This window comes from Curtobacterium caseinilyticum (genome assembly GCF_030363035.1).
Classification (GTDB): domain Bacteria; phylum Actinomycetota; class Actinomycetes; order Actinomycetales; family Microbacteriaceae; genus Curtobacterium; species Curtobacterium caseinilyticum.
Genome location: NZ_JAUCMN010000003.1, coordinates 109659 through 132526 on the forward strand (window position 1 = coordinate 109659; position 22868 = coordinate 132526).

The window sequence follows — 22868 nt, forward strand, 5'->3', positions numbered from 1 at the left end:
ACCTGCAGGACGCGCCCGACCTGCTCGCCGGTACCTGCACCTGTGCCCTGGCAGCCATGCCCGGGCCGCCGGGCCGGCCGCTCAGGCGGCCAGCAGGCCGACGACGGCCGCGACGACGAGCAGTGTGCCGACGAGGATCCCCGACACCGCCGCTGGGCGGTCCCAGCCGCGGACGACGGTGCCGTCGGCGGGCCGGACGCCCCGCCGCTCCCGCCAGCGGTCCGTGATCGCCGGCAGCGCAGCAGCGTCCTGCGGCACCGACAGGGTCCCCCGACGAACGGGTCGAGGGCGCTGCACGACCGGTCCGCCCCAACACCGCACGATCCGACCGTCCCCGGTCTCGACGAGCACCTGCCACCGCAGCCGGACCGCCGCGACGGCCGACCACGGGATCCGTGTCGTCCGGAGCGGGTTCAGCACCGTCACCGCGTGGTCGTCGACGAGGATCGCCGGACGGAACGTCAGCAGCCAGAGCGCCCAGACGACCGACGCGATCGGCCCGAGAGCGACCCAGAACACGACCCAGCTCCCGCGGAACGCGGCGTCGACGAGCAGGAACGCCCCCAGGAACGCGACGAGGCCGGACGCCACCGCTCCCCCGCGACCAGCGCGGAGGACGACGGGACGTCCGGCCTCGGTACCGCTCAGGATCAGCGCCCGAACTCGAACCCGGCGCCCGGGATCGCGGCGAGCAGGTCCTTCGTGTACTGCTCCTTCGGGTCGGCGAAGACCTCGTCGGTCGTCGCCTTCTCGACGATCTGCCCCTTCCGCATGACGCACACGTTGTCCGCGACGAGGCGGACGACGGCGAGGTCGTGCGTGATGAAGAGGTACGTCAGGTCCAGTTCGGTCTGCAGCTCGGTGAGCAGGTCGAGGATCTGGCCCTGGACGAGCACGTCGAGCGCGGAGACCGCCTCGTCGAGCACGATGACCTCGGGCTTGAGCGCCAGCGCACGCGCGACGGCGATGCGCTGCCGCTGGCCGCCGGAGAGCTCGTTCGGGTAGCGGTTCACCATCGACTTCGGCAGCGCGACCTGGTCGAGCAGCTCGAGCACGCGGGCCCGGCGGCTGGCCTTGTCGCCGACCTTGTGCGTGGCGAGCGGCTCGGCGATCGTGTTCCCGACGTTGTACATCGGGTCCAGGGAGCCGTACGGGTCCTGGAACACCGGCTGCACGCGGCGGCGGAAGTCGAACAGGTCCTTGCCCGTGAGCGCGCCGATGTCGATGCCGTCGAACTGCACCGTACCGCTCGTGATCGACTCGAGCTGCAGGACGAGCTTCGCGACGGTCGACTTGCCGGAGCCCGACTCGCCGACGAGCGCGGTGGTGGTGCCCTTCGGGATCGCGAAGGAAACGTCGTCGACGGCCTTCAGCTCGCGGGACTGCAGGTTCTTCCCGCGCAGCTTGTACACCTTCTCGAGGTTCTTCACCACGATCAGGTCCTTCGCCGGACGGTGCTCGCGCTCCTGGGCGCGGGCGATCAGCTCGTCGTCCTCGCTGCCGGCGTCCGCGATGTCGACCCGCTGGTGCTGCACCTTGGACTGGATGCGGCGGCTCGCGAGCGACGGGGCCGCGGCCACGAGGCGCTGCGTGTAGGGGTGCTGCGGGTTCGCCAGGATCTCCTTCGAGGGACCCGACTCGACGACCTGGCCCTTGTACATCACGACGAGCTTCTCGGCGCGCTCGGCGGCGAGCCCGAGGTCGTGCGTGATGAACAGGACCGACGTGCCGAAGTCACGCGTCAGGGTCTCGAGGTGGTCGAGGATGACGCGCTGCACGGTGACGTCGAGTGCGGACGTCGGCTCGTCGGCGATGAGCAGCTGCGGGCGGCTCGACAGCCCGATGCCGATGAGCACGCGCTGGCGCATGCCGCCGGAGAACTCGTGCGGGAACTGCTTGAGGCGGCTCGCGGCGTCGCCGAGGCCGGCCTCCTGCAGGACCTCGACCGCGCGGGCGCGGATCGCGTGCTTGCCGGTGGCCATGCCGTTGGCCTTGATGGCCTCCTCGACCTGGAAGCCGATCGACCACAGCGGGTTGAGGTTCGACATCGGGTCCTGCGGGACGTAGCCGATCTCCTTCCCGCGGATGCCGGCCATCTCCTTGTCGGACAGCCCGACGAGCTCGCGCCCGTTGAACTTGATCGACCCGCCGGTGACCTCGCCGGTGCCGGCGAGGAGCTTGATGATCGCCTGCGCGCTGGTCGACTTGCCCGAACCGGACTCGCCGACGATCGCCAGACGCTCACCCTGCTCGAGGGTGAGGTTGACGCCGCGGACCGCCTGGACGACCCCGCTCTGCGTGCGGAACCCGACCTGCAGGTCGGTGATCTCGAGCAGCGGAGCGCCGGCGCCGGCCGGACGGCTGGTGGTGGGATCGGTGAGCGTCTCGGTCATCGACGGGCCCTCGCCTTCGGGTCGAGCGCGTCGCGGACCACGTCGCCGAGGAGCAGGAACGCGAGCACGGTGATGGACAGGGCGGCCGACGGCCAGAAGATCGTCGAGGGGTTCGTGCGGATCGACGTCTGGGCGGTGCCGATGTCGAGGCCCCAGCTGAGCGCCGACGGCGGCAGGCCGATGCCGAGGAACGACAGGGTCGCCTCGGCGACGATGAACGTCCCGAGCGACACGGTCGCGACGACGATGACCGGCGCCAGGGCGTTCGGGATCACGTGCCGCACGAGCGTGGTGAACCGGCTGACGCCGAGCGCCGCCGAGGCCATCACGTAGTCGGACTGCTTGGCGCTGAGCACAGCACCGCGCATGATGCGGGCGATCTGCGGCCAGGCGAAGGCTGCGAGCACGAGCGCGACGGTGATGGCGTTGCGGGCCGGGATGACGGACATGATCACGATCGCGCCGAGGATGGTCGGGATCGAGAAGAAGATGTCCGCGATGCGGGACACGATCGTGTCGAGCCAGCCGCCGTAGAACCCGGCGAGGGCGCCGATGATGATGCCGACGAGCGACACCAGGACCGTGGCCACCAGGCCGACGATGACCGAGTTGCGCGCACCCCAGATGACACGGGCGTAGACGTCGTAGCCCTGGCGGTTGAAGCCGAGGGGGTGCCCCGACTCCGGGCCGCCGTTGCTGTTCGCGAGGTTCGCGGACGACGGGTTCACGTGCGTGAACAGACCGGGGAAGACCGCGACGACCAGCACCAGCAGGATGAGGATCGACGACACCCAGAACGTCGGACGGATGCGCATGGAGTCCCACGCGTCGGTCCAGGTGGAACGGGTCTTCTCGTTCTCGTCGACCTGGTCCACCGCCTGCAGCGGGGTCTCCTCGATCGGCGCGACGTAGTGCGTCGCGGAACGGGACTCGGCGTTACTTGGCATAGCGGATCCTCGGGTCCAGGACGGCGTAGAGCAGGTCGACCAGGAGGTTGGCGAGCATGAAGATGATGACCATCACGGCGACGAACGACACGACCGTGGGGCCCTCGCCGAGCTTGACGGCGCGGAACACCGTTCCGCCGACACCGTTGATGTTGAAGATGCCCTCGGTGACGACCGCACCGACCATCAGGTTGCCGATGTCCACACCGAGGTAGGTCACCACGGGGATGAGCGAGTTCCGGAAGATGTGCACGCCGACGACACGACGACGCGGCAGGCCCTTCGCGGTGGCGGTCCGGACGAAGTCGGCGTTCATGTTCTCGGCCACGCTGGCGCGTGTGAGCCGGACGATGTACGCGAACGACACGGTCGCGAGCACGATCGCCGGCAGCACGAGTTCCGACCACGGCGCCTGACCCGACACCGTGACGCGGAACAGCCCGAGTTGGATGCCGAAGACGTACTGCAGCAGGAAGCCGACGACGAAGGTCGGCACCGAGATGAGCAGCAGGGAGACGACGAGCGCGGTGGCGTCGAACCACTTGCCCTTCTTCAGACCGGCGATCACGCCGACGACGATGCCGGCGACTGCCTCGAAGACCAGCGACAGGATCGCCAGGCGCGCGGTGATCGGGAAGGCCGAGGCCAGCTGCTGCGACACCGGCAGCCCCGAGTAGGTCACACCGAGGTCACCCTTGAAGACGCCACCGATCCACAGCAGGTACTGCACGATGAACGGCTTGTCGAGGTTGTACTGCTGTCGGAGCTGCTCGATGACCTGCGGCGTCGGCTGGCGGTCGCCGAAGAGCGCGGCGATCGGGTCGCCGGGCAGCGAGAAGACCATGAAGTAGATGAGGAACGTGGCCCCGAAGAAGACGGGGATGAGTTGCAGGAGGCGCTTGCCGAGGTACCAGAGCATCAGATGGCCCGGGTCTGCGCGGCGCGCATGTCGTTCAGGTTCATGTCGTGAGGAGTGGACTGTCCGAGGGTCGGCACGGGTGTCCGGTGCGGGCGGCGGCGCCCGCTGTGGTGGGGGAAGGTGTTGCCGCCGTGGTACGGGGGCCCGGAGACCGTGTGGTCTCCGGACCCCCGTCCGGTGGTCGCGGAGCAGGATACCTGCTCGCGGTGTGTCTCCGCGGTGTTCGTCCGCAGTGGAGACCGGTGTTACTTGGTGACCTCGATGTCGTAGTACAGCGGCACCGAGTCCCAGCCGAACTTGACGTTCTTGACGTTGTCGGCGGACCAGACACCCGTCACGTTGGCGTACCAGAGCGGGATCTCGGGGAGGTCCTTGAACAGCAGCTCCTGCGCCTGGTCGAAGATCTTGTTGCCCTCTTCGACGGTCGCGGCCGAGCGGCCCTTGGCGAGGAGCTCGTTGTACTCCGCCGAGTCGTAGCGCGCGTAGTTGCTGGACGAGCCCTTGCCCATGGTCGGGCCGAGGAAGTTGTACAGCGACGGGTAGTCCGCCTGCCAACCGGTGCGGCTACCGCCCGTGAGCTTGTCGTTCGTCTGGGCGTCGAGCGCCTCCTGGAACGTCGGGATCGCCTTGCCCTCGGCCTTGATGCCGAGCGTGTTCGAGATCGAGTTGGTGACCGCGGTCACCCACGCCTCGTGTCCACCATCGGCGTTGTAGGCGATGGAGAGCGTCTCGTCGTACGGCGAGATGTCGTTCGCCTGGGCCCAGAGCTTCTTGGCCTCGGACGGGTTGTAGTCGAGGACGTCCGAACCCTCGAGGTCGTCGGTCCAGCCATCGATGACCGGGGACGTGAAGTCCTTGGCCGGCGTGCGCGTGCCGTCGAAGATCTTGTCGGTGATCTCCTTGCGGTTGATCGCCATCGACAGGGCCTCACGACGGAGCTTGCCCTCGTCGCCGCTCCAGTGCTTGAGGTAGTAGGGCAGGTAGAAGCCCTGGAAGATCGCCGCCGCCTGGTTGACGTTCGAGTCGGGGAAGTCCGACTTGTAGGTCTGGAAGGCGCTGTCCGGGATCGCGTCGAGGACGTCGAGGTTACCGCCCTGCACGTCCGCGTACGCGGTGTCCTGGGTCGTGTAGAACGTGATCGTCAGACCACCGTTCTTCGGCTTGCGCTTGCCGGCGTAGTCCTCGTTGGTGACGAGCTTGATGGACTGGTTGTGCGTCCACGCGCTCTTGCCGTCGAGCTTGTACGGGCCGTTGCCGATCGGGTTCTCGCCGAAGGCCTTGGTGTCCTTGTAGAACTCCGAGGGCAGCGGCATGAAGGCCGAGTAGCCGAGCGACAGCGGGAAGTCCGACTGCGCCGACTTCAGCGTGACGGTGAACTCGTCGTCGCTGACGACCTTGAGGCCCGTGAGGTCCGAGTCCTTGTCGGCGTCGTAGCCCTCGATGTTCTCGAAGAAGTAGCTCGCGCTCTGCGCGTTGGACTTCTTCGCCGCCCAGTCCCACGCCTTCGTGAACGACTCGGCCGTGACCTTCTCGCCGTTGGTGAAGGTGTAGCCGGTGTTGAGCTTGATGTCGTAGGTCTTGGAGTCATCGGTGTCGATGCTCTTCGCGACCTCGTTCACCGGCTTGCCGTCGGCGTCGTAGGACACGAGGCCCTCGAAGATCGACGTGACGATCTTGCCGCCACCGGTCTCGGTGGTGTTCGAGGGGACGAGGGGCTTCTGGGGCTCGGAGCCGTTGGTGGTGACGATTCCGGACGCGTTCGTCGAGCCCGAGTCACCGCCGTTGCTGCTGCCGCCGTTGCTGGAGCAGCCGGTCAGGGCGATTGCTGTGGCCCCGAGCACGGCGAGGGCAGAGAGCCCAGCGCGCTTCTTGATCAAGGTTCCTCCTGGTGCATGGGACGCGCCGGGCACAGAGGTGCTGCCGGGCGCGTTTGTCCTTGCACTGTAGGCAGTGCTCGGACCCCCGACCAAACCCTGCGGCCATCGGTTACAAACCGGAAACCAAGTCGCAGGATCGTTGCGGGAGGATGCAAGATTCGGGCGCTGGAACCGTTCAGGAGCGGAATCGTTGCTTCTGCAACGAAGCCATTGCACTGACGCACACTGATGTGCAAGCCGAGCGACACTCGTCGGCGCCCTCGTCAGTGGTGGAGCGCTCCGACCGCTCCGCGGCACTCGCCCGGCCTGCGTCGGTCCCTCGACGTGGTGAGCCCCGCCCGGGACTCCGGACGGGGCTCACCCTACGCGGTCAGCGACGACGCCGCCGCCGTGTGACGTCGATCAGGCGAACGCCTCGATCGGCGGGCAGGCACAGACCAGGTTGCGGTCGCCGTACGCCTGGTCGATCCGGCGTACCGGCGGCCAGTACTTCCGCGCGCTGATGCCCGGCACCGGGTAGACGGCCTGCTCCCGCGTGTACGGGTGCGTCCACTCCCCCGAGATCGCCGATGCCGCGGTGTGCGGGGCGTGCACGAGCGGGTTGTCGTCCGCCGGCCACTCCCCCCGCTCGACCGCTGCTGCCTCGGCCCGGATCGCGAGCATCGCGTCCACGAACCGGTCGAGCTCGGCAAGGTCCTCGCTCTCGGTCGGCTCCACCATGAGGGTGCCGGCGACCGGGAACGACATGGTCGGGGCGTGGAAGCCGTAGTCGACCAGGCGCTTCGCGACGTCGTCGACCGTGACCCCCGACGCCTCGCGCAGCGGCCGGAGGTCGAGGATGCACTCGTGCGCGACGAGCCCCGACTCCCCCGTGTAGAGGACCGGGAAGGCGTCGCGCAGCCGCGCCGCGATGTAGTTCGCGCCGAGCACCGCTGCCTCGGTCGCGCGGGTGAGCCCCTCGAGCCCCATCATGCGGACGTACGTCCACGTGATGGGCAGGATGCTCGGGCTGCCGTACGGCGCCGCGGAGACCGGACCGCCCGCGTGCGCGAGCCGGTCGCCCGAGGTCGACCCGGGTCGACGGTCCTCGTCCTGGGCCATCGCGTGCGCCGGCAGGAACGGCGCGAGGTGCGCCTTCGCCGCGACCGGTCCGACACCTGGCCCGCCGCCGCCGTGCGGGATGCAGAACGTCTTGTGCAGGTTGAGGTGCGAGACGTCGCCGCCGAAGTCGCCGAAGCGGGCGTGCCCGAGCAACGCGTTGAGGTTCGCGCCGTCGACGTAGACCTGGCCGCCGGCCTCGTGCACGGCGTCGCAGACCTCGCGGACGTCGTGCTCGTACACACCGTGCGTCGACGGGTACGTGATCATCAGCGCGGCGAGGGTGTCCGCGTGCTGGGCCGTCTTCGCCCGGAGGTCGCCGAGGTCGACGTTGCCGTCCTCGTCGCAGGCCACGACGACGACCTTCATGCCGGCGAGGACCGCGGACGCCGCGTTCGTGCCGTGCGCGCTCGACGGGATGAGGCACACGGTGCGGTCGACGTCACCGCGGGACCGGTGGTAGCCGCGGATCGCCAGCAGACCCGCGAGTTCGCCCTGGCTGCCCGCGTTCGGCTGCAGCGAGACGGTGTCGTACCCGGTGACCTCGGCGAGCCAGGTCTCCAGGTCGCCGATCATGTCGAGGTAGCCCTCGACGTCCTCACGCGGAGCGAACGGGTGCACGTTCGCGAACTCCGGCCAGGTGACCGCCGCCATCTCGGTCGCCGCGTTGAGCTTCATCGTGCAGCTGCCGAGCGGGATCATCCCGCGGTCGAGCGCGTAGTCCTTGTCGGCGAGGTGCTTGAGGTACCGCATCATGCGGGTCTCGCTGCGGTGGGCACTGAAGACCGGGTGCGTCAGGTACGCGCTGCTGCGCAGCAGGTCGGACGGGAGGCCCGTGGCCGCGTCACGAACGGCGGCCTCCGCCGCCGGGACGGTCGCGTCGACGACCCCGAGCACGTGGGCGAGCGCGCTCACGTCGTCCGGCGTGGTCGTCTCGTCCGCCGACAGCTGGAACGTGTCGTCGTCGACGAGGTGGAGCAGGTACCCGGCGTCGCGGGCGGCGTCCACGACGGACGCGGCACGACCGGCCGCCCGGAGCGTCAACGTGTCGAACCAGTGCTCGTGCACCACCTCGAACCCGGCGTCACGGGCCGCCGTGGCGAGCGCCGTGGTCGTCCGCGCCACCCGGTCCGCGATGAAGCGCAGCCCCTCGGGCCCGTGGTAGACGGCGTACATCGACGCCATCACGGCGAGCAGGACCTGCGCGGTGCAGATGTTGCTCGTCGCCTTCTCGCGGCGGATGTGCTGCTCGCGGGTCTGCAGGCTGAGGCGGTAGGCCATCTGTCCGTCGGCGTCGAAGGACACCCCGACGAGCCGACCGGGCAGCTGGCGCTCGAGCCCGGCGCGGACGGCGAGGTACCCGGCGTGCGGGCCGCCGAAGCCGAGCGGGACACCGAAGCGCTGGCTCGTGCCGACGGCGACGTCCGCTCCGAGGTCGCCCGGGCTGGCCAGGAGCGTCATCGCGAGCAGGTCGGCGGCGACGACCGCGATGCCGCCGCCGGCGTGGATCCGCTCGATGGTGGTCGAGGGGTCGACGATCCGGCCGGAGGCACCCGGGTACTGCAGGACCACGCCGAAGGCGCCGTCGAGCTGCTCGTCGGTCGGTCCGTCCACGGCGTCGAACGCGCGCAGCGTGATGCCCACGGCGTCGGCACGGTGGTCGAGCAGCGCACGGGTCTGCGGCAGCAGGTCGGCGTCGACGAGGAAGGCGTCGCCCTTGACCTTCGAGGCGCGGCGGGCGAGGAGCATGCCCTCGACCACGGCCGTGCCCTCGTCGAGCATGGACGCACCGGCGGTGGCCATCCCGGTCAGGTCGGACACCATCGTCTGGAAGTTGATGAGCGCCTCGAGCCGACCCTGCGAGATCTCCGGCTGGTACGGCGTGTAGGCCGTGTACCAGCTCGGGTTCTCGAGCACGTTCCGCTGGATCACCGTGGGCGTGTGGGTGCCGTGGTAGCCGAGGCCGATCATGGCGCGACGGACGGTGTTGCGTGCCGCCTTGGTGCGGAGCTCGGCGAGCGCCTCGGTCTCGCCGACGGCCGCGGGGATCGACGAGCGCTCGGTCGGGGCGGCGTGGATCGACTCCGGGATCGCCGCGCGGACGAGGGCGTCGAGCGAGGGCTGGCCGACGGCGTCGAGCATGACGCGCTGGTCGGCCGCCGTCGTGCCGATGTGGCGGTCGGCGAAGGACGTCTGCAGGTTCTGGTCGCGGGTCGTCATGCGATGGACGCCCGGTACGTGTCGTGGTCCATCAGGTCCTCGGGGAACGAGGTGCCGTCGACCTTGAGCTTGACGAGCCAGCCGGCGCCGAACGGGTCCTGGTTGACGGTGTCGGGGGCGTCCACCACGGCGTCGTTGACCGCGACCACCTCGCCCTCGATCGGCGCGAAGAGCTCGCCGACGCTCTTCGTCGACTCGATCTCGCCCATCTGGTCACCGGCGGTCGTGGTGGTGCCCACGGCCGGGAGCTCGACGTAGACGACGTCACCGAGCTGCTCGGCGGCGTGGTCGGTGATGCCCACGGTCACGGTGTCGCCCTCGACGAGGATCCACTCGTGGTCGGCGGTGTACTGGAGTGCGGTCTGGTCGGTCACGGGGTCAGCCTCTCGGGGTGCGACGGTAGAAGGGGAACGGGGTGACGGTGCTGGGGACGGCGGTGCCGCGCACGTCGATGTGGAGGACCTGTCCCTCGGTGGCGAGGTCGGGGTCGACGAAGGCCATCGCGACGGGGTGCCCGAGCGTCGGGGACAGCGCGCCCGAGGTGATCGTGCCGACGACCCGTCCCTCGTGCACGACGTCGTACCCGGCGCGGGGAGCACGGCGGCCCTCGGTGACGAGCCCGACGAGCACCCTGGCGTCCGCCTCGGGCTGCACACCGGCGTCACCGACGAACGAGCCGGAGGTCGCGACGACCCGGCCGAGCCCGGCCTGCGCCGGGCGCACGTCGGTGGAGAGCTCGTGCCCGTAGAGCGGCATGCCGGCCTCGAGCCGCAGGGTGTCCCGGGCGGCCAGGCCGGCGGGCACGACCCCGCGGTCGGCACCGGTCTCGAGCAGCGCGTCCCAGATCGCGGTCGCGACGTCGGTGTCGCTGTAGATCTCGAAACCGTCCTCGCCCGTGTAGCCGGTGCGGGCGACGAGCACCTCGGCGCCGTCGAACAGCGCGTGCAGGACGCGGTAGTAGCGGAGCTCGTCGAGCGGGGTCTCCGGCTGCAGACGGTCGGCCACGACGAGCGCGTCGAGCGTGCCGGCGGCCGCGGGACCCTGGATCGCGACGAGCGCGGTGCTGTCCGAGTCGTCGGAGACGACGACGTCGAAGCCGTCGGCGCGAGCGGTCAGTGCGGACACTGCGACCTCGCGGTTGGAGGCGTTCGCGACCACGAGGAAGACGTCCTCGCCCGTGCGGTAGACGACGAGGTCGTCGAGGATGCCGCCGTCCTCGGCGAGCAGCAGCGAGTACTTCGCCCGACCGACCGTCATCGCGCCGAACGACCCGGCGAGCGCGTGGTCGAGGAAGGGCACGGCGTCAGCACCGGTGACGCCGACCTCGGCCATGTGCGACAGGTCGAAGACCCCGGCGGCCTGCCGCACCGCGTGGTGCTCGGCGAGGTCGGACGAGTAGCGCACGGGCATGCGGTACCCGGCGAAGTCGGTGAAGCTCGCACCGGCAGCCTGGTGCGCGGCTTCCAAGGGAGAGGAACGCATGACGGAGTTCTCCTGGCATCGACAGGACCCGACGGCCGTCGTCGGGCGGGAACTCCCCCTCTGTCATGGGCCTGAGAGTTTCACCGCGGCCCGTGAGGTCCGGCGGCTTTCACCGTGGGCGAGCCGGCGCGGACGACCCGGGCGGGCGCGCGTGACTGCTTTTCAGAGTGGCCTGTCCGCTGCGGTGTGGGACCTGAGAGATTGACGGGGAGGTTGCTCCTTCGGTGCCGTGCGCGTGCGCTCGGCTCTCCCGCGGCGGGTGTGCGGCCGGTGTTGAGTTGTGCAGGCCCGAGCATAGCGACCCCGCGTTTCGGGCATGTGTCGTGGCCGACGGTTCGACGTCTCGTAGAATGCCCGGATGGCAGGACAGCGATCGCGCCCCAGGGGCCAGCTCGAGCAGGCGGTCCTCGAGACGCTGCGCGCCGCCGCCGACGCCGGTGTCACGACGGGGTGCACCGCCAGGCAGGTGCTCGACGCCTTCCCGGAGCCCCGCCCGGCGCTCACGACGGTGTTGACGGTGCTCGACCGCCTCGGCCGCAAGGGCCAGGTCGAGCGGCAGGAGCACGACGACGCCCCGCTGACCTTCCGGGCCGTGCACAGCCGCGAGCAGCAGACGGCGTCGCTCATGTCGAACGCGCTCGCCGCCGCGTCGGACCGCGAGGCCGCACTGCTGCAGTTCACCGGTTCCCTGGCCTCGGACGACCTCGACGTCCTGCGCCGCGCCCTCGACGCCCGAGCGCGCTCCTGACGAGGGACACGCAGTGGTCGTCGCCGGAGTCGTCCTCATCGCACTCGCCCTCGTCGTCGTGGTGGTCGCTCCGCGGGTGCTGACCCGGTCCGCCTGGACGATCACCATGCCGCGCACCGCGCTGGTCTCCTGGTCGCTCGCGGTCCTGCTCGGCGTGGTCGGCTTCGTCGTCGGCACCGCCCTGGTCGTCGTGGCCGACCGGCCGCTCGACCCCTTCCGTCTGGGCGAGTCGCCGACGCACGGCCTGAACCTCGGCGTCGCCCTGCTCGCCGTGGCCGCGTTCGTCATCGCGGTCCGCGTCCGGCCGGGTCCCGAGCACGAGGCCGTCCGCCGCGCCATGCGGTCCGGTCACGCCCCGCACCACGAGATCGACGGCACGCCCGTCGCCCTGGTCGAGGCGGACCACGCGCTCGCCTGCGCCGTCCCCGGCCGCTCCGGCGGGGTGCTCGTGAGCACCGGGCTCGCCGACCTGCTGCGGACGGACGAACTGGAGGCCGTGGTCGCCCACGAACGCGCCCACCTGACCCAGCGCCATGCGGTCGCCGTGGTGGTCGCCGAGTCGATCGAGCGTGCGGTCCCCTGGGTGCCCGGCGCGCGCGCCATGGCGCGCTCGACGCGCGTGCTCGTCGAGTTCGCGGCCGACGACGCGGCGGCCCGCCGTGTGGGGCGCGACGCGCTGCGGCGAGCGGTGCTCGTGGCGGACGGGACGAGCGCGCTCGGGGCGATCCGGGCCTCCCGGCTGGGCTGACCGGACCGGACGCGCCTGTCGGAGGTGGGGCGTAGGGTGGCTGGACCGTGAAGCCACTGACCGAAGCAGACATCCGTTCGTCGTTCGTGAACGCCACACCGGAGGAGCTCGACCAGCTCCCCATCCCCGGCCTGCACGAGATGCTGTGGGACGAGCGTGAGTTCCTCGGCTGGCGCGACCCGCAGGCCGCCCGACGCGGCTACATCGTGTCCTGGATCGATGACCGACCCGTGGGGATCGTCGTCCGGTCCGCGGGCGGGTCGCTCCGCCCCGGGATCGCCGCGATGTGCTCGTTCTGCCACTCCCCGCAACCGGCCACGCAGGTCCGTCTGTTCTCCGCCGCACGCGCCGGCGAGTCCGGACGGAACGGCAACACCATCGGGTCCTACATCTGCGAGGACCTCGGCTGCTCGATGCTCATCCGCACGGCGCCGCCGCACCTCAACCCGCCGGCGACGATCGCGATGCGGGGCGAGGCGCTGTCCGGGCGCGTGCGGAACTTCACCCAGGACGTGGCGAAGACCGCGTGAGCCGCTTCGCCACCGCACGGTGGGCCGTCGTCGAGGAACAGGGCGACGGACGTTGGCGGCTCAGCATCCGTGACGAAGCGGACGACGAGCTCGGGGCGCTCGGCCTGGGCGTCGAGGGGCCGTGGGACCCGGACGTCGAGCCGCACGTCGCGTTCGTGCTCGTCCAGCTCGGGCTGACGCTCCGCGGGGCACGGCCGTGGTCCGAGGACGAGCTCGGCGACCAGCGAGCGCCGGTGCTGCTCCTCGGGTGACCGCTGCGGGCAGTGCCGTGTGTCCGACGACCCATCCGCGCTCGACGCGGGCAGCGATCCTGCGCGTCCGCCCTACCGTGGCCGGATGACCAGCACGTCCCGCCGTCTCGTGCGCGCGGTCCTCGCGACCGTCGTCCTCGGTGCGATCACCGCCGGCGCTGCGGGGTGCACGATCTTCCCGACCGTCCCGGACGGCGCACAGCGCGCGCTCGACGGTCTGCTCGCCGACGTCCGGGCCGAGCCGGGTGTCGCCGCTGCCGACGGCGACCTGACCGACGGCTACGGCACACCGGCGTGGGTGGCCTCGGTCCGGGTCCGGGCGGCATCCGACGACGTCCGGCTCGCCGCCCGCGTCCGTCGGCTCACCGACGTGCGGATCCCGGGCTCGAGCCTGACCGTGTCACTCGCCCTGCCCGCGGGGGCGGGCACCGCGGAGGCGTCCGTCGACCCGACGGTCCCCCGCGTCGTCACGGCGGCAGACCACCTGCGGCGCGAGCCCGACGTCGACCAGGTGCTCGGTACCCGCCGTGGTGTCCGGGTCGTCCTCCGCAGCGCGCCGGTGTGGAGCACGGTCGTCCCGCGGGTCCGGTCGCTCGCCGGCGGTGTGCCCGTGACGCTCGACTCGGTCGGCGACGGTGCCGCGGTCGAGTTCGACGTCGAGGTCGACCGCACCCGGCCCGGGCCACCGCTCCTCGGCGCCCTCGACACGATCCGGCCGCGGGTGGTCCGCTACGCGACGTCCTCCCTGGTGCGGGACGGGAAGCCGGACGGGCCTCCCACGCTGACGATCACCGTCGTCGACGTCGACAGCGCCGCACGGACGCTCACGCGGACCGACGACGACGCCGCTGCGCAGGACCCGGACGCACGGACCACCTTCCGGGTCTTCGACCACGGGGCGGAGCCGGTCGTCGGGTGGCTCGGCCTGCCGCTCACCGGGTCGGATCCGCTGACGGCACCGCTCCCCTGGTTCCGCGCGGACGTGTCCGACGACGAGTCGGCGGTCCGTTCGTTCCTCGAGTCCTCGGCCCGGGCGACCGGCGTCCCCGCACGGGTCGCGACCGCCGTCGAACGGTGCTCGTCCGCCAGCGACGTCCGGCCCGAGCGCTGGACCGGTACCCGGGCGACGGCCTCGGTCCTCGTCCCGGTGTTCGAGCAGTACGACGATCCGCAGGAGCCCTTCGACCGGGTGACCACCGCGTGGACGGCCGACGGGTTGCGAACGGGCGGGAGTGCGATGGGGCTGGACTCCTGGTCGGCCGGGCCGCGGGGGACCCGCGGGGTCGAGTCCGCCACGATCAGGGGCACGGTGGACGGTCTGCGGCTCACCGCCGCGGCCCCGTGTCGCGACTGACCCGTCCCTGGCGCGCGACGTCGAGCGCGCTGCACGAGCCCGGTGGAACGGCCGCGGCGTCACCTGGCGCGGGTCAGGTCTCGGTGGCGACGATGAAGTTCCGGAGGATCTCGCGGTCGTCGTCCGCTCGGACAGCCCACACCAGTTCGCTGCGGTGCGGATCGTCCTGCAGCGGGAGCAGGACGACGGTGTCGGGTGCCGCGAGGGTCGCGCTCTCCGGGGCGATCGTCACGCCGAGCCCCGCTCCGACGAGGTGCAGCACGGTGGCCCACGTCGTGGCCTCCTGCACGATCTCGGGCCGACGCCCGTCGGCGACCACGGGCGCGAGGTTCCGCGCGGTCGCCACGGCACCGGCGACCGCGGGGAAGAACACGAACGGGTCGTCGACCAGCTCGCTGCCGCGGATCGCCGTGCGGCCCGCGAGCCGGTGCCCGTGCGGGACCGCCGCGACGAACCGCTCGGTCCGGAACGGCAGGAAGCGCACGGCCGGGTCGGGGTCGGGGTCGCGCAGGACCGCCAGGTCGAGTTCGCCGCGGACGATGCGCGCGAGCAGCGTGGACGAGTAGCCCTCCGTGAGTTCCACGCGGACGAGCGGGTACCGCTGCCGGAACGCCTGCACGCGCTCGATCGGACCGAGCGGCAGCGCCGAGACGACGAACCCGACGTCCAGCCGTCCGGCCTCGCCCCGACCGACCCGGACGACCTCGTCGAGGTCCCGCCCCGCCTGGTCGAGGAGCGAGCGTGCGCGGCCCTGGAGCACCCGGCCCGCCGCCGTCAGCGCGACGCTCCGTGACGTCCGGACGAACAGGTCGACCCCGAGGTCGCGCTCGGTCCGTCGGATCTGTTGCGACAGCGCGGGCTGGGCGATGCGCAGGCGCTCGGCGGCCCGCCCGAAGTGCAGCTCGTCGGCGACGGCGAGGAAGGCCCGGAGCTGCCGGAGGTCGACATCCATGCACGCAGCGTATCGATCCGTCCGAACGAGTATTGGACCTGACTCCGTGGGCGACCAAGGATGGAGGCATGCCCGAACCGACGCACACCCTCACCATCGCCGAGCTGTCCTCCAACGCCGACTCCGACGCGTTCCGCACGCTCAACGAGGCGTGGATCGAGCAGTACTTCACGCTCGAGGACGAGGACCGCGCGATCCTCGGCGACCCGGTCGGTCGGATCGTTGCTCCCGGCGGCGCGGTGTTCGTCGCGCGGTCGGATGACGAGGTCATCGGCTGCATCGGGATCATGCCGGTCGGCGAGCGTGTGTTCGAACTCGTCAAGATGGCGGTCTCGCCGGCACACCAGGGGCACGGCACCGGGCGGAAGCTCATCGCGGCGGCACTCGACCGGGCGCGCGGGCTCGGAGCGCGGCGGGTCGCCCTCGAGAGCAACAGCGCCCTGGCGAGCGCGGTGCACCTGTACGAGGCGTTCGGCTTCCGGCACCTCGACCACGACGAGATCGCGCCGAGCCCGTACGCCCGCGCCGACGTGCACATGGTGCTCGACCTGGTCTGACCACCACCCGCTACGCTCGCGGCATGGCGACGTACGAGGTCCAGGCCGTCCGTGAGCGCGGCGTGTGGCAGGTGTTCATCGAGGGCACCCCGATCACCGAGGTCCTGCGATGGTCCTCCGTCGGCCCGGTCGCCCGTGAGTTCCTCGCCATGGACCGCGACGACGACCTGCGCATCCGCGTCGTCGGGCGCAACCAGTACGTCGACGCCTGAACCGAGCCGGCAGCCCGCCGTGCGGGTCTCGCGCTGAGCGACGTCCCTCGTGCTCCGCGACCGAGATCGGTCGCGGAGCACGAGACTCGCGGAGCACGCTCGACCCGCCGCCGCCCGCCGATCAGGCCACGTGCCAGACCAGGCCCTCCTGGGCGCTCGACGGGTAGGCCGCGGCGATGCGGTGCACGGCCTCGCGCAGGGTGTCCGGCGAGCACGCCAGGTTGAGCCGCGCGAACCCCCGCCCCTGCGAGCCGAACCCGAGCCCGGAGTTCAGCGCGACGTACGCGTGCTCCCGGAGCGGCACCGCGGGGTCGTCCCCGAGCCCGATGCCGCGGAAGTCGAGCCACGCCAGGTAGCCGGCGCGTGGCCGCGTGTAGACGACGCCCGGCAGGTGCTCGGCGAGGAGCGTCCCGAGCAACCGCTCGTTCGCGACGATGCGCGCGACCACGTCGTCGAGCCAGTCCGTCGCCAGGGTGAACGCGGCGAGGTTCGCGTGCAGCCCGAGGATGCTCGTGCGGCAGGCGACCTCCTCCCACAGCGTGTCGAGCAGGGCGGCGGTCCGTTCGTCCCCCGCGACCATCACCGAGCACTTCACGCCGGCGAGGTTCCACCCCTTGCTCGCGCTCGTCACGCAGACACTGCGGGCGCCCGCGGCCTCGGCGACCATCGCGAACGGGGTGAAGCGGACACCGGGGTGGGTCAGCGGGGCGTGGATCTCGTCGCTGATGACGAGCACGTCGTACCGCGCCGCCAGGTCCGCGAGCGCCTCGAGGTCGGCTCGGTCGTGCACGAGACCCATCGGGTTGTGCGGGTTGCAGAGCAGGAAGACCCGCACCCCGTCGGCGAACGCCCGTTCGAGTCCGGCCAGGTCGAGCCGGTACACGCCCCACTGCTCGTCGAGCGGGACCTCCTCGACCTGACACCGGGCCTCTTCCACGAGCTCGAAGAACGGCGGGTACACCGGCGGGGTGACCGCCACCCGCCCGCCCTCGGGCAGCGCGAGCCGCAGTGACTCGACGATGCCCACGCTGACGTCCGTGGCGAGGTGCACCCGCGCCGGGTCGACGTCCCACCCCCACCGCTCGCGCGCGAACTGCGCGAACGCCGGCGCGAGCGGGCCCGGCCCGTCCAGGTAGCCGAGGTCGGACTGCTGCACCCGCTCGACGAGCGCCTGCCGGATCGCCGGCGCGACGTCGTGGTCCATCTCGGCGACGAACAGGGGCAGCACGTCGGGCGCGTACCGCGTCCACTTGATGCTCGTCCGGACCCCGCGGAGCGTGCCGACCGGGTCCTGTTCGTCGTCAGCCATGCGTCCCAGCATGCATCGGCCGGGAGGCCCGGTGCGAGTCCGGCCGTCATCACACGTCGTCTTCCGGTCCCGTTCCGCGCGTCTCCGTGGAGCAGACGACGTCGGGTCGATGGCCGCAACCCGACGCCTCCTGCTCCACCGAGCGGGCTCCGCGGCTACGTTCGGCACCATGAGCACGAGCACCGCCGAGAAGGCGACCACCCTCAAGCAGCTGCACGAAGCCCCCGAGATCCTGCGCGTCGTGAACGTGTGGGACGCGATCAGCGCGAAGGTCGTCAGCGACCTGCCGGAGACGAAGGCCATCGCCACGGCCGGGCACTCCATCGCCGCGAGCCACGGCTACGACGACGGCGGGATGCCGCTCGACGTCGCCCTGGCCGGTGCCGCGACGGTCGCCGCCGCCACCGACCTCCCCGTCACCGCCGACCTCGACGACGGGTACGAGGACCCGGCCGAGACGATCCGCCGCGCGATCGGCGCCGGGATCGTCGGTGCCAACGTGGAGGACCGCCTCCGCCCCTTCGACGAGGCCGTCGCCCGCGTCGCCGCCATCACCGCCGCCGCGCAGGCCGAGGGCATCGACTTCCAGCTCAACGCCCGGACGGATGCGATCGCCCGGGGCGGCGAGCGCCCGATCGACGAGAGCATCGAGGACGCGATCGCGCGCGGCAAGGCCTTCCTCGACAACGGCGCCTCGCTGGTCTTCGTGCCCGGCGCGATCCAGCGCGACGTGGTCGAACGGCTCGTCGCCGGTCTCGGGCGCGGCAAGCTCTCGGTGATCGGCCTGCCCGGAGCACTCCCCGCCGCCGAGTACCAGGAGCTCGGCGTCGCCCGGATCTCCTACGGTCCGCTCACGCAGCGCGTCGCGCTGCGCGCGCTCCGCGACCTGGCGACCGACCTGTACGGCGGCGGTGTCGTGCCGGAGGACACCCCGGTCCTCAACTGACGGACCGCCGGACGGGCGCGCCCCGCTCAGCGGCGACGCGAAGCGTCGCGCGGGGCGCGCCGACCGAGCCTGCGAGGGAGGGATGCACGCCCGCACCGTGCCTCCCGTCCGTCTCCCCTGGACATCCTGCCGGAAGCGACGTATAGTCTCTGGTTGGTGCCTTGCAGCGAACCCATCTGACTCGCGCACACCAACCCGTCTCGCCACCGACCCGCCGGGTCGCATTCCACCGAGACCACCGCTCGATCCGACCGGACGAGCAGCACGTCGAGACACGACGTGTGCACCCGCAGCCGATGCGTCGTGCCGGACCACGCAGTCCGCCGACCAGAGCACGGCCGGGAGCCGAACGACCAGGAAGTACCGCACCACCATGACCAGCAACGACCGCATCACCATCACCGGGACCGCCCTCGCGGCTCCCGTCGTCTCCCCCGACCGCATCGCCGAGTTCCCGGTGCGCGACGACCGCTCGCAGCGCGAGTACCTCGTCCGCATCCCCGCCGACGACCTCCGCCTGTTCGTCACCCGTGACGCCCGCGTGGACGTCGACGGCGAGGCCGGCTGGACCGTCCCGGGCCGCTCCTGGCGGGGCGAGGCGAGCCGGACCATCCTGCTCGCCGGTCGCGTCGACCGCAGCGAGCTCGCGCTGGCCGCCTAGGCCGGGAACCGCAGGACAGACGAACGCCGCCGGCTCCTCGCCGGCGGCGTTCGTCGTCGCGTACAGGTGACGGTCAGTCGACCGTCCGGACCCCCGGTTCCTCGGCACCCCGGAAGCGGACCCCGCCGTCCGCGTCGACCGGACGCTCCGGTCCCGCGCGGCGGGCAGCGTCGCGCAGCCGTCGGATGAACGCCGGGTCCTCGGGTTCGAGCTCGTCGTCCGGAGCGACGGTCACGCAGAGCTCACTGGCCGGGCCGACCAGCAGGATCGACCTCGTCACGGACCCGTCGTCGCCGACGCTCGGCACGGTGATCGTGTCCGTCCGGGAGTTCGCGCCCAGCACCGCTGCGTAGTCGGCGACGGCGTCGGCGATCAGGTCCCCGGTGAGGATCAGACTGGCGTCGTAGTGGATGTACTTCACGGTCCCCTCCTCATCTCTCCCTCGACGGTAGGTTCCGGCTCCGTGGGGACGTACGGGGTGTGCGTTCTGCGGCCAGGGTCTGGCGTTATAGTCGCCGTGTATGGGAGGTGGGTCGTGCGTGTCGAACGAGCAGCAGAACTGATCCGAGCAGCCCGCGAAGACATCGGGATGTCGCAGAGCGGCCTGGCGACGGCCGCAGGCATGCAGCAACCGAGCATCTCCGCGTACGAGTCCGGCCGGAAGCGACCCCGGCCGGAGACCCTGGAGCGCATCCTGCGTGCTGCCCGGACCCGGCCGAGCATCCCGCTCGCGACGTACGCCGACGAAGTCCTCCGAGCTGCGGCCCGATTCCACCTCCGCGACGTCCGCGTCTTCGGGTCTGCTGTACGCGGTCACGACACGGAGCTGAGCGACATCGACCTGCTCGTCGGACTGACCCCGGAGGCATCGCTCTTCGACCTCGGCGGATTCGCGCACGAGGTTGAGGAACTGACGGGATTCCCCGCCGACGTGCTCACGGACGACCTGACGGACGACGACCACTTCCGTCACGTGCTGGACGAAGCGGTCCCGCTGTGACCGACCGGTTCGCGCCGAGAGCACGTTCCGGAGGCCCTGCCGTCGACATCGACCGGTGGCCCGCCGTTCGCGAAGGTCTCCTCGACCTGCTCGCAGAGTGCTCGATGATCGTGGAACAGGGACAGGCAGCGTTCGAGGCGCCTCGAAGCCTGACCTACCGGGCGGCCGAGGCCGTCGTCATCCACTTCGACGATCTCCTCGGCTGGCTTCCCGTCGAACGTCGAGCGCTCCTTCCGGAAGGCCTGTCACTCGCGGCAGTCCGTCGCACCCGCAACATCCTGTCCCACGACTACCGGAAGGCTCGGAAGGACATCGTCTGGGATGTCATCGAGCACCGCATCCCGGCGGTGATCCTCGCGGTCGTCGACTGATCAGACCTGCGGCGGGTCGGTCCGGAGCCGCCGCGCCTCGGGCTCGTCGGAGTGCGACGACGCGGCGTCCGAGAAGCGACCGCCGCCGACCGCATCGGTCCGCCGTGCGAGCTCGTTCACGAGGTCCTCGTCCTCGGGCTCCAGCTCGTCGTCCGGAGCCGCCTCGACCATGATCTGCGAGGCCGGGCCGAGGAGCACCTCGGCCGTCGTGCCGTACCCCTCGGCGTCGGCGGTCGGGATCTCGACGATGTCGGTCGTCCCGTTCTCACCGAGCGCGGCGGCGTAGGCGAGCACCGCCTCGGCAATCGCGTCGCCGGTCATCACCCGGTTCTCTCCGTAGACCACGTACTTCATCCATCCATCAAACGCGGGTCGTGTGCGGCCGATCCAGGGTCGGAATGCGATCGGGGGACACTCGTCCGTCCTGGTCGGCCTCGCCACGCCGTGGTCCTCGCCGTGCGGAGAACGGCCTTTCCCAGTTCTGGGGGTGGTCCGGCACGGAACGGTTCGCTGGACTGGACGCATGCGATCGTTCCACCCTCTCGACACGTCCGCGCTGCTCCGGGTCGAGATCGTCGACGCGATGATCCGCGTACTCCGCGCGAACGCGCTCCACGAGGTGTCCTACGAGCACGTGGCCACCGAGTCGGGCCACCCGATCGACGTCGTCACCGACGTCTTCCCGACCTGGGACGGGCTGCTGCTGGCGACGATCGACCAGTGGAACGACCAGCGCACCACTCCCCTGCTGCCGATCGCCGAGCGCAGCGGCACGATCGTGTTCCTCCGTGCGATCGTCGGTGCGAACGTCGCCGACCCGTCGCTCATGCGCTTCCTGACGTCGACGCTGAACATCGCAGCGACCCCGCACCACCCGCTCGCGCCGATGCTGCACCTGCGGTGGCGGAAGTTCCACGGGTTCGTCCTGAACGCCCTGCAGCGAGACGTCGAGGTCGGGCGCGAGCCGCACACGATGGAGCCGGCGCGCGGTGCCGAGCAGCTGCTCGCGACCTACGAGGGGCTGCAGCTGCAGTCGATGGTGCGGCCGGAGATGGACCTGCTCGAGTCGTTCGACCGCGCCGTCACGCGGCTCCGCGAGGGCTGGTCGCGCGAGTACGTGCCGCCGGTGTGGGACCTCGAGGGCGTCGGCGGGTTCTGACCGGGACAGGAGCGCCCACGCAGCCGACGGCTGCGTGGGCGCTCCTGTCTGCGGCTCTCAGTTGTTGAAGCGGAACTCCACCACGTCGCCGTCCTGCATGACGTAGTCCTTGCCCTCGATCCGGGCCTTGCCGTGCGCACGCGCCTCGGCGATCGACCCGGCCGCCATCAGGTCCTCGAACGAGATGACCTCGGCCTTGATGAAGCCCTTCTCGAAGTCGGTGTGGATGACGCCGGCGGCCTGGGGAGCCTTCCAGCCCTTGCCGATCGTCCACGCACGCGCTTCCTTCGGCCCGGCCGTCAGGTAGGTCTGCAGCCCGAGGGTGTCGAAGCCGATGCGGGCCAGCTGGTCGAGGCCCGACTCGGTCTGCCCGGTGGACTCGAGGAGCTCCGCGGCGTCCTCGGGGTCGAGGTCGATGAGCTCCGACTCGATCTTCGCGTCGAGGAACACGGCCTGCGCGGGGGCGACGAGCGCGGACAGCTCGGCCTTGCGGGCCTCGTCGGTGAGCACGGCCTCGTCGACGTTGAACACGAAGATGAAGGGCTTGGCGGAGAGCAGCCCGAGTTCGCGGATCGGGTCGAGGTCGATCGAGGTCGCGGACAGCAGCGTGCCGGCCTCGAGCGCCTCCTTCGCCTCCTGCGCGGTGGCGAGCACGATCGGCTCGGCCTGCTTGAGCTTGACGGTCTTCTCGTACCGCGGCAGCGCCTTCTCGATGGTCTCGAGGTCGGCGAGGATCAGCTCGGTGTTGATGACCTCGAGGTCGTCCTTCGGGGACACCTTGTTCGCGACGTGCACGACGTCGTCGTCGGCGAAGCCCCGGACGACCTGCGCGATGGCGTCGGCCTCGCGGATGTTCGCGAGGAACTTGTTGCCGAGGCCCTCGCCCTCGCTGGCCCCCTTGACGATGCCGGCGATGTCGACGAACGACACCGGCGCCGGCACGGTCTTCTCGGAGTGGAACAGGGTCGCGAGCTGGTCGAGCCGCGGGTCGGGCAGGTTCACCACGCCGACGTTCGGTTCGATCGTCGCGAACGGGTAGTTCGCGGCGAGGACCTGGTTCTTGGTCAGGGCGTTGAACAGGGTCGACTTGCCGACGTTCGGGAGACCGACGATTCCGATGGTGAGAGCCACGGG

The 22868-nt window shown here is 71.1% G+C and carries 25 protein-coding genes and 1 riboswitch; of the genes, 12 read left to right on the plus strand and 13 right to left on the minus strand.

Translation table 11 applies throughout. The features are described from left to right. Positions 1 to 81 precede the first annotated feature (81 nt). The 8 genes from QUG93_RS05470 to gcvT all read right to left on the minus strand — a co-directional run bounded on the left by QUG93_RS05470 (position 82) and on the right by gcvT (position 10936). The gene (locus QUG93_RS05470; protein ID WP_289472809.1) at positions 82 to 591 is read right to left on the minus strand and encodes a PH domain-containing protein; all 510 of its coding nucleotides are present in this window, start codon (positions 589 to 591) and stop codon (positions 82 to 84) included. A 59-nt stretch (positions 592 to 650) separates the two neighbouring features. Beyond that, positions 651 to 2393 (minus strand): dipeptide ABC transporter ATP-binding protein, encoded by a 1743-nt coding sequence (locus QUG93_RS05475; protein ID WP_289472811.1) that lies wholly within the window; start codon positions 2391 to 2393, stop codon positions 651 to 653. Further along, positions 2390 to 3340: an ABC transporter permease gene (locus tag QUG93_RS05480; protein WP_289472813.1), complete on the minus strand. Its 951-nt coding sequence runs from the start codon at positions 3338 to 3340 to the stop codon at positions 2390 to 2392. Before QUG93_RS05480 ends, QUG93_RS05475 begins: the two co-directional genes overlap by 4 nt. After that, positions 3330 to 4259 carry an ABC transporter permease gene (locus QUG93_RS05485; protein ID WP_289472815.1) on the minus strand — a complete coding sequence of 310 codons (930 nt, stop codon included), beginning with the start codon at positions 4257 to 4259 and terminating at the stop codon, positions 3330 to 3332. Before QUG93_RS05485 ends, QUG93_RS05480 begins: the two co-directional genes overlap by 11 nt. A 245-nt stretch (positions 4260 to 4504) precedes the next feature. Then, positions 4505 to 6136, minus strand: coding sequence for a peptide ABC transporter substrate-binding protein (locus QUG93_RS05490; RefSeq protein ID WP_289472817.1), 1632 nt, complete (start codon positions 6134 to 6136; stop codon positions 4505 to 4507). A 402-nt stretch (positions 6137 to 6538) separates the two neighbouring features. Beyond that, positions 6539 to 9454: an aminomethyl-transferring glycine dehydrogenase gene (gene gcvP, locus QUG93_RS05495; protein ID WP_289472819.1), complete on the minus strand. Its 2916-nt coding sequence runs from the start codon at positions 9452 to 9454 to the stop codon at positions 6539 to 6541. Next, positions 9451 to 9828 carry a glycine cleavage system protein GcvH gene (gcvH, locus tag QUG93_RS05500; RefSeq protein WP_289472820.1) on the minus strand — a complete coding sequence of 126 codons (378 nt, stop codon included), beginning with the start codon at positions 9826 to 9828 and terminating at the stop codon, positions 9451 to 9453. Before gcvH ends, gcvP begins: the two co-directional genes overlap by 4 nt. A 4-nt stretch (positions 9829 to 9832) precedes the next feature. Next, positions 9833 to 10936: a glycine cleavage system aminomethyltransferase GcvT gene (gene gcvT, locus QUG93_RS05505; RefSeq protein ID WP_289472823.1), complete on the minus strand. Its 1104-nt coding sequence runs from the start codon at positions 10934 to 10936 to the stop codon at positions 9833 to 9835. A 172-nt stretch (positions 10937 to 11108) separates the two neighbouring features. Then, positions 11109 to 11199: riboswitch (glycine riboswitch) on the minus strand. A gap of 95 nt (positions 11200 to 11294) precedes the next feature. On the opposite strand from gcvT, the gene QUG93_RS05510 reads away from it, so the two are divergent. The 5 genes from QUG93_RS05510 (at position 11295) to QUG93_RS05530 (ending at position 14567) form a co-directional block, all read left to right on the plus strand. After that, positions 11295 to 11684: a BlaI/MecI/CopY family transcriptional regulator gene (locus QUG93_RS05510; RefSeq protein ID WP_289472825.1), complete on the plus strand. Its 390-nt coding sequence runs from the start codon at positions 11295 to 11297 to the stop codon at positions 11682 to 11684. A 13-nt stretch (positions 11685 to 11697) separates the two neighbouring features. Next, positions 11698 to 12432: a M56 family metallopeptidase gene (locus QUG93_RS05515; RefSeq protein WP_289472827.1), complete on the plus strand. Its 735-nt coding sequence runs from the start codon at positions 11698 to 11700 to the stop codon at positions 12430 to 12432. A 47-nt stretch (positions 12433 to 12479) separates the two neighbouring features. Next, a complete protein-coding gene (locus tag QUG93_RS05520; protein WP_289472829.1) occupies positions 12480 to 12962 on the plus strand; it encodes an FBP domain-containing protein in 483 nt (160 codons plus the stop codon). Continuing rightward, complete coding sequence (locus QUG93_RS05525; RefSeq protein ID WP_289472831.1) at positions 12959 to 13213, plus strand: hypothetical protein; 255 nt, start codon at positions 12959 to 12961, stop codon at positions 13211 to 13213. The genes QUG93_RS05520 and QUG93_RS05525 overlap by 4 nt, the downstream gene beginning before the upstream one ends. An 85-nt stretch (positions 13214 to 13298) precedes the next feature. Then, entirely contained in the window at positions 13299 to 14567 is a 1269-nt protein-coding gene (locus QUG93_RS05530; protein WP_289472833.1) for a hypothetical protein, read from the plus strand. Positions 14568 to 14640: 73 nt separating this feature from the next. On the opposite strand, the gene QUG93_RS05535 is transcribed toward QUG93_RS05530, so the two are convergent. Then, positions 14641 to 15519, minus strand: a complete 879-nt coding sequence (locus QUG93_RS05535; RefSeq protein ID WP_289472835.1) for a LysR substrate-binding domain-containing protein — start codon at positions 15517 to 15519, stop codon at positions 14641 to 14643. Between the two features lie 68 nt (positions 15520 to 15587). Between QUG93_RS05535 and QUG93_RS05540 the strand changes: the two genes are divergently transcribed. Next, on the plus strand, positions 15588 to 16076 hold the full coding sequence (locus tag QUG93_RS05540) for a GNAT family N-acetyltransferase (protein ID WP_289472837.1): 489 nt from the start codon (positions 15588 to 15590) through the stop codon (positions 16074 to 16076). Between the two features lie 23 nt (positions 16077 to 16099). After that, complete coding sequence (locus QUG93_RS05545) at positions 16100 to 16288, plus strand: hypothetical protein (RefSeq protein WP_289472839.1); 189 nt, start codon at positions 16100 to 16102, stop codon at positions 16286 to 16288. 121 nt (positions 16289 to 16409) lie between these two features. On the opposite strand, the gene QUG93_RS05550 is transcribed toward QUG93_RS05545, so the two are convergent. Continuing rightward, positions 16410 to 17597 (minus strand): MalY/PatB family protein, encoded by a 1188-nt coding sequence (locus tag QUG93_RS05550; RefSeq protein WP_289472840.1) that lies wholly within the window; start codon positions 17595 to 17597, stop codon positions 16410 to 16412. A gap of 169 nt (positions 17598 to 17766) precedes the next feature. On the opposite strand from QUG93_RS05550, the gene QUG93_RS05555 reads away from it, so the two are divergent. Next, complete coding sequence (locus tag QUG93_RS05555) at positions 17767 to 18543, plus strand: isocitrate lyase/PEP mutase family protein (RefSeq protein ID WP_289472842.1); 777 nt, start codon at positions 17767 to 17769, stop codon at positions 18541 to 18543. A gap of 373 nt (positions 18544 to 18916) precedes the next feature. After that, a complete protein-coding gene (locus tag QUG93_RS05560) occupies positions 18917 to 19204 on the plus strand; it encodes a hypothetical protein (RefSeq protein WP_289472844.1) in 288 nt (95 codons plus the stop codon). 73 nt (positions 19205 to 19277) lie between these two features. On the opposite strand, the gene QUG93_RS05565 is transcribed toward QUG93_RS05560, so the two are convergent. Then, positions 19278 to 19625 carry a hypothetical protein gene (locus QUG93_RS05565; RefSeq protein WP_289472846.1) on the minus strand — a complete coding sequence of 116 codons (348 nt, stop codon included), beginning with the start codon at positions 19623 to 19625 and terminating at the stop codon, positions 19278 to 19280. A gap of 168 nt (positions 19626 to 19793) precedes the next feature. Here QUG93_RS05565 and QUG93_RS05570 point away from each other — a divergent pair, with 168 nt between their 5' ends. Together QUG93_RS05570 and QUG93_RS05575 are read left to right on the plus strand one after the other, a co-directional pair. Further along, positions 19794 to 20204 carry a helix-turn-helix domain-containing protein gene (locus tag QUG93_RS05570; protein WP_289473148.1) on the plus strand — a complete coding sequence of 137 codons (411 nt, stop codon included), beginning with the start codon at positions 19794 to 19796 and terminating at the stop codon, positions 20202 to 20204. Positions 20205 to 20308: 104 nt separating this feature from the next. After that, complete coding sequence (locus QUG93_RS05575) at positions 20309 to 20575, plus strand: HepT-like ribonuclease domain-containing protein (protein ID WP_289472848.1); 267 nt, start codon at positions 20309 to 20311, stop codon at positions 20573 to 20575. Here the strand turns inward: QUG93_RS05575 and QUG93_RS05580 are convergent, their stop codons facing one another. Then, the gene (locus QUG93_RS05580; protein ID WP_289472850.1) at positions 20576 to 20929 is read right to left on the minus strand and encodes a hypothetical protein; all 354 of its coding nucleotides are present in this window, start codon (positions 20927 to 20929) and stop codon (positions 20576 to 20578) included. It abuts the gene before it with no gap. A 169-nt stretch (positions 20930 to 21098) separates the two neighbouring features. On the opposite strand from QUG93_RS05580, the gene QUG93_RS05585 reads away from it, so the two are divergent. Next, positions 21099 to 21734, plus strand: a complete 636-nt coding sequence (locus tag QUG93_RS05585) for a TetR/AcrR family transcriptional regulator (protein ID WP_289472852.1) — start codon at positions 21099 to 21101, stop codon at positions 21732 to 21734. Between the two features lie 57 nt (positions 21735 to 21791). Here QUG93_RS05585 and ychF read toward each other — a convergent pair whose 3' ends face one another. Beyond that, positions 21792 to 22865, minus strand: coding sequence for a redox-regulated ATPase YchF (ychF, locus tag QUG93_RS05590; protein ID WP_289472854.1), 1074 nt, complete (start codon positions 22863 to 22865; stop codon positions 21792 to 21794). Positions 22866 to 22868: the final 3 nt, after the last annotated feature.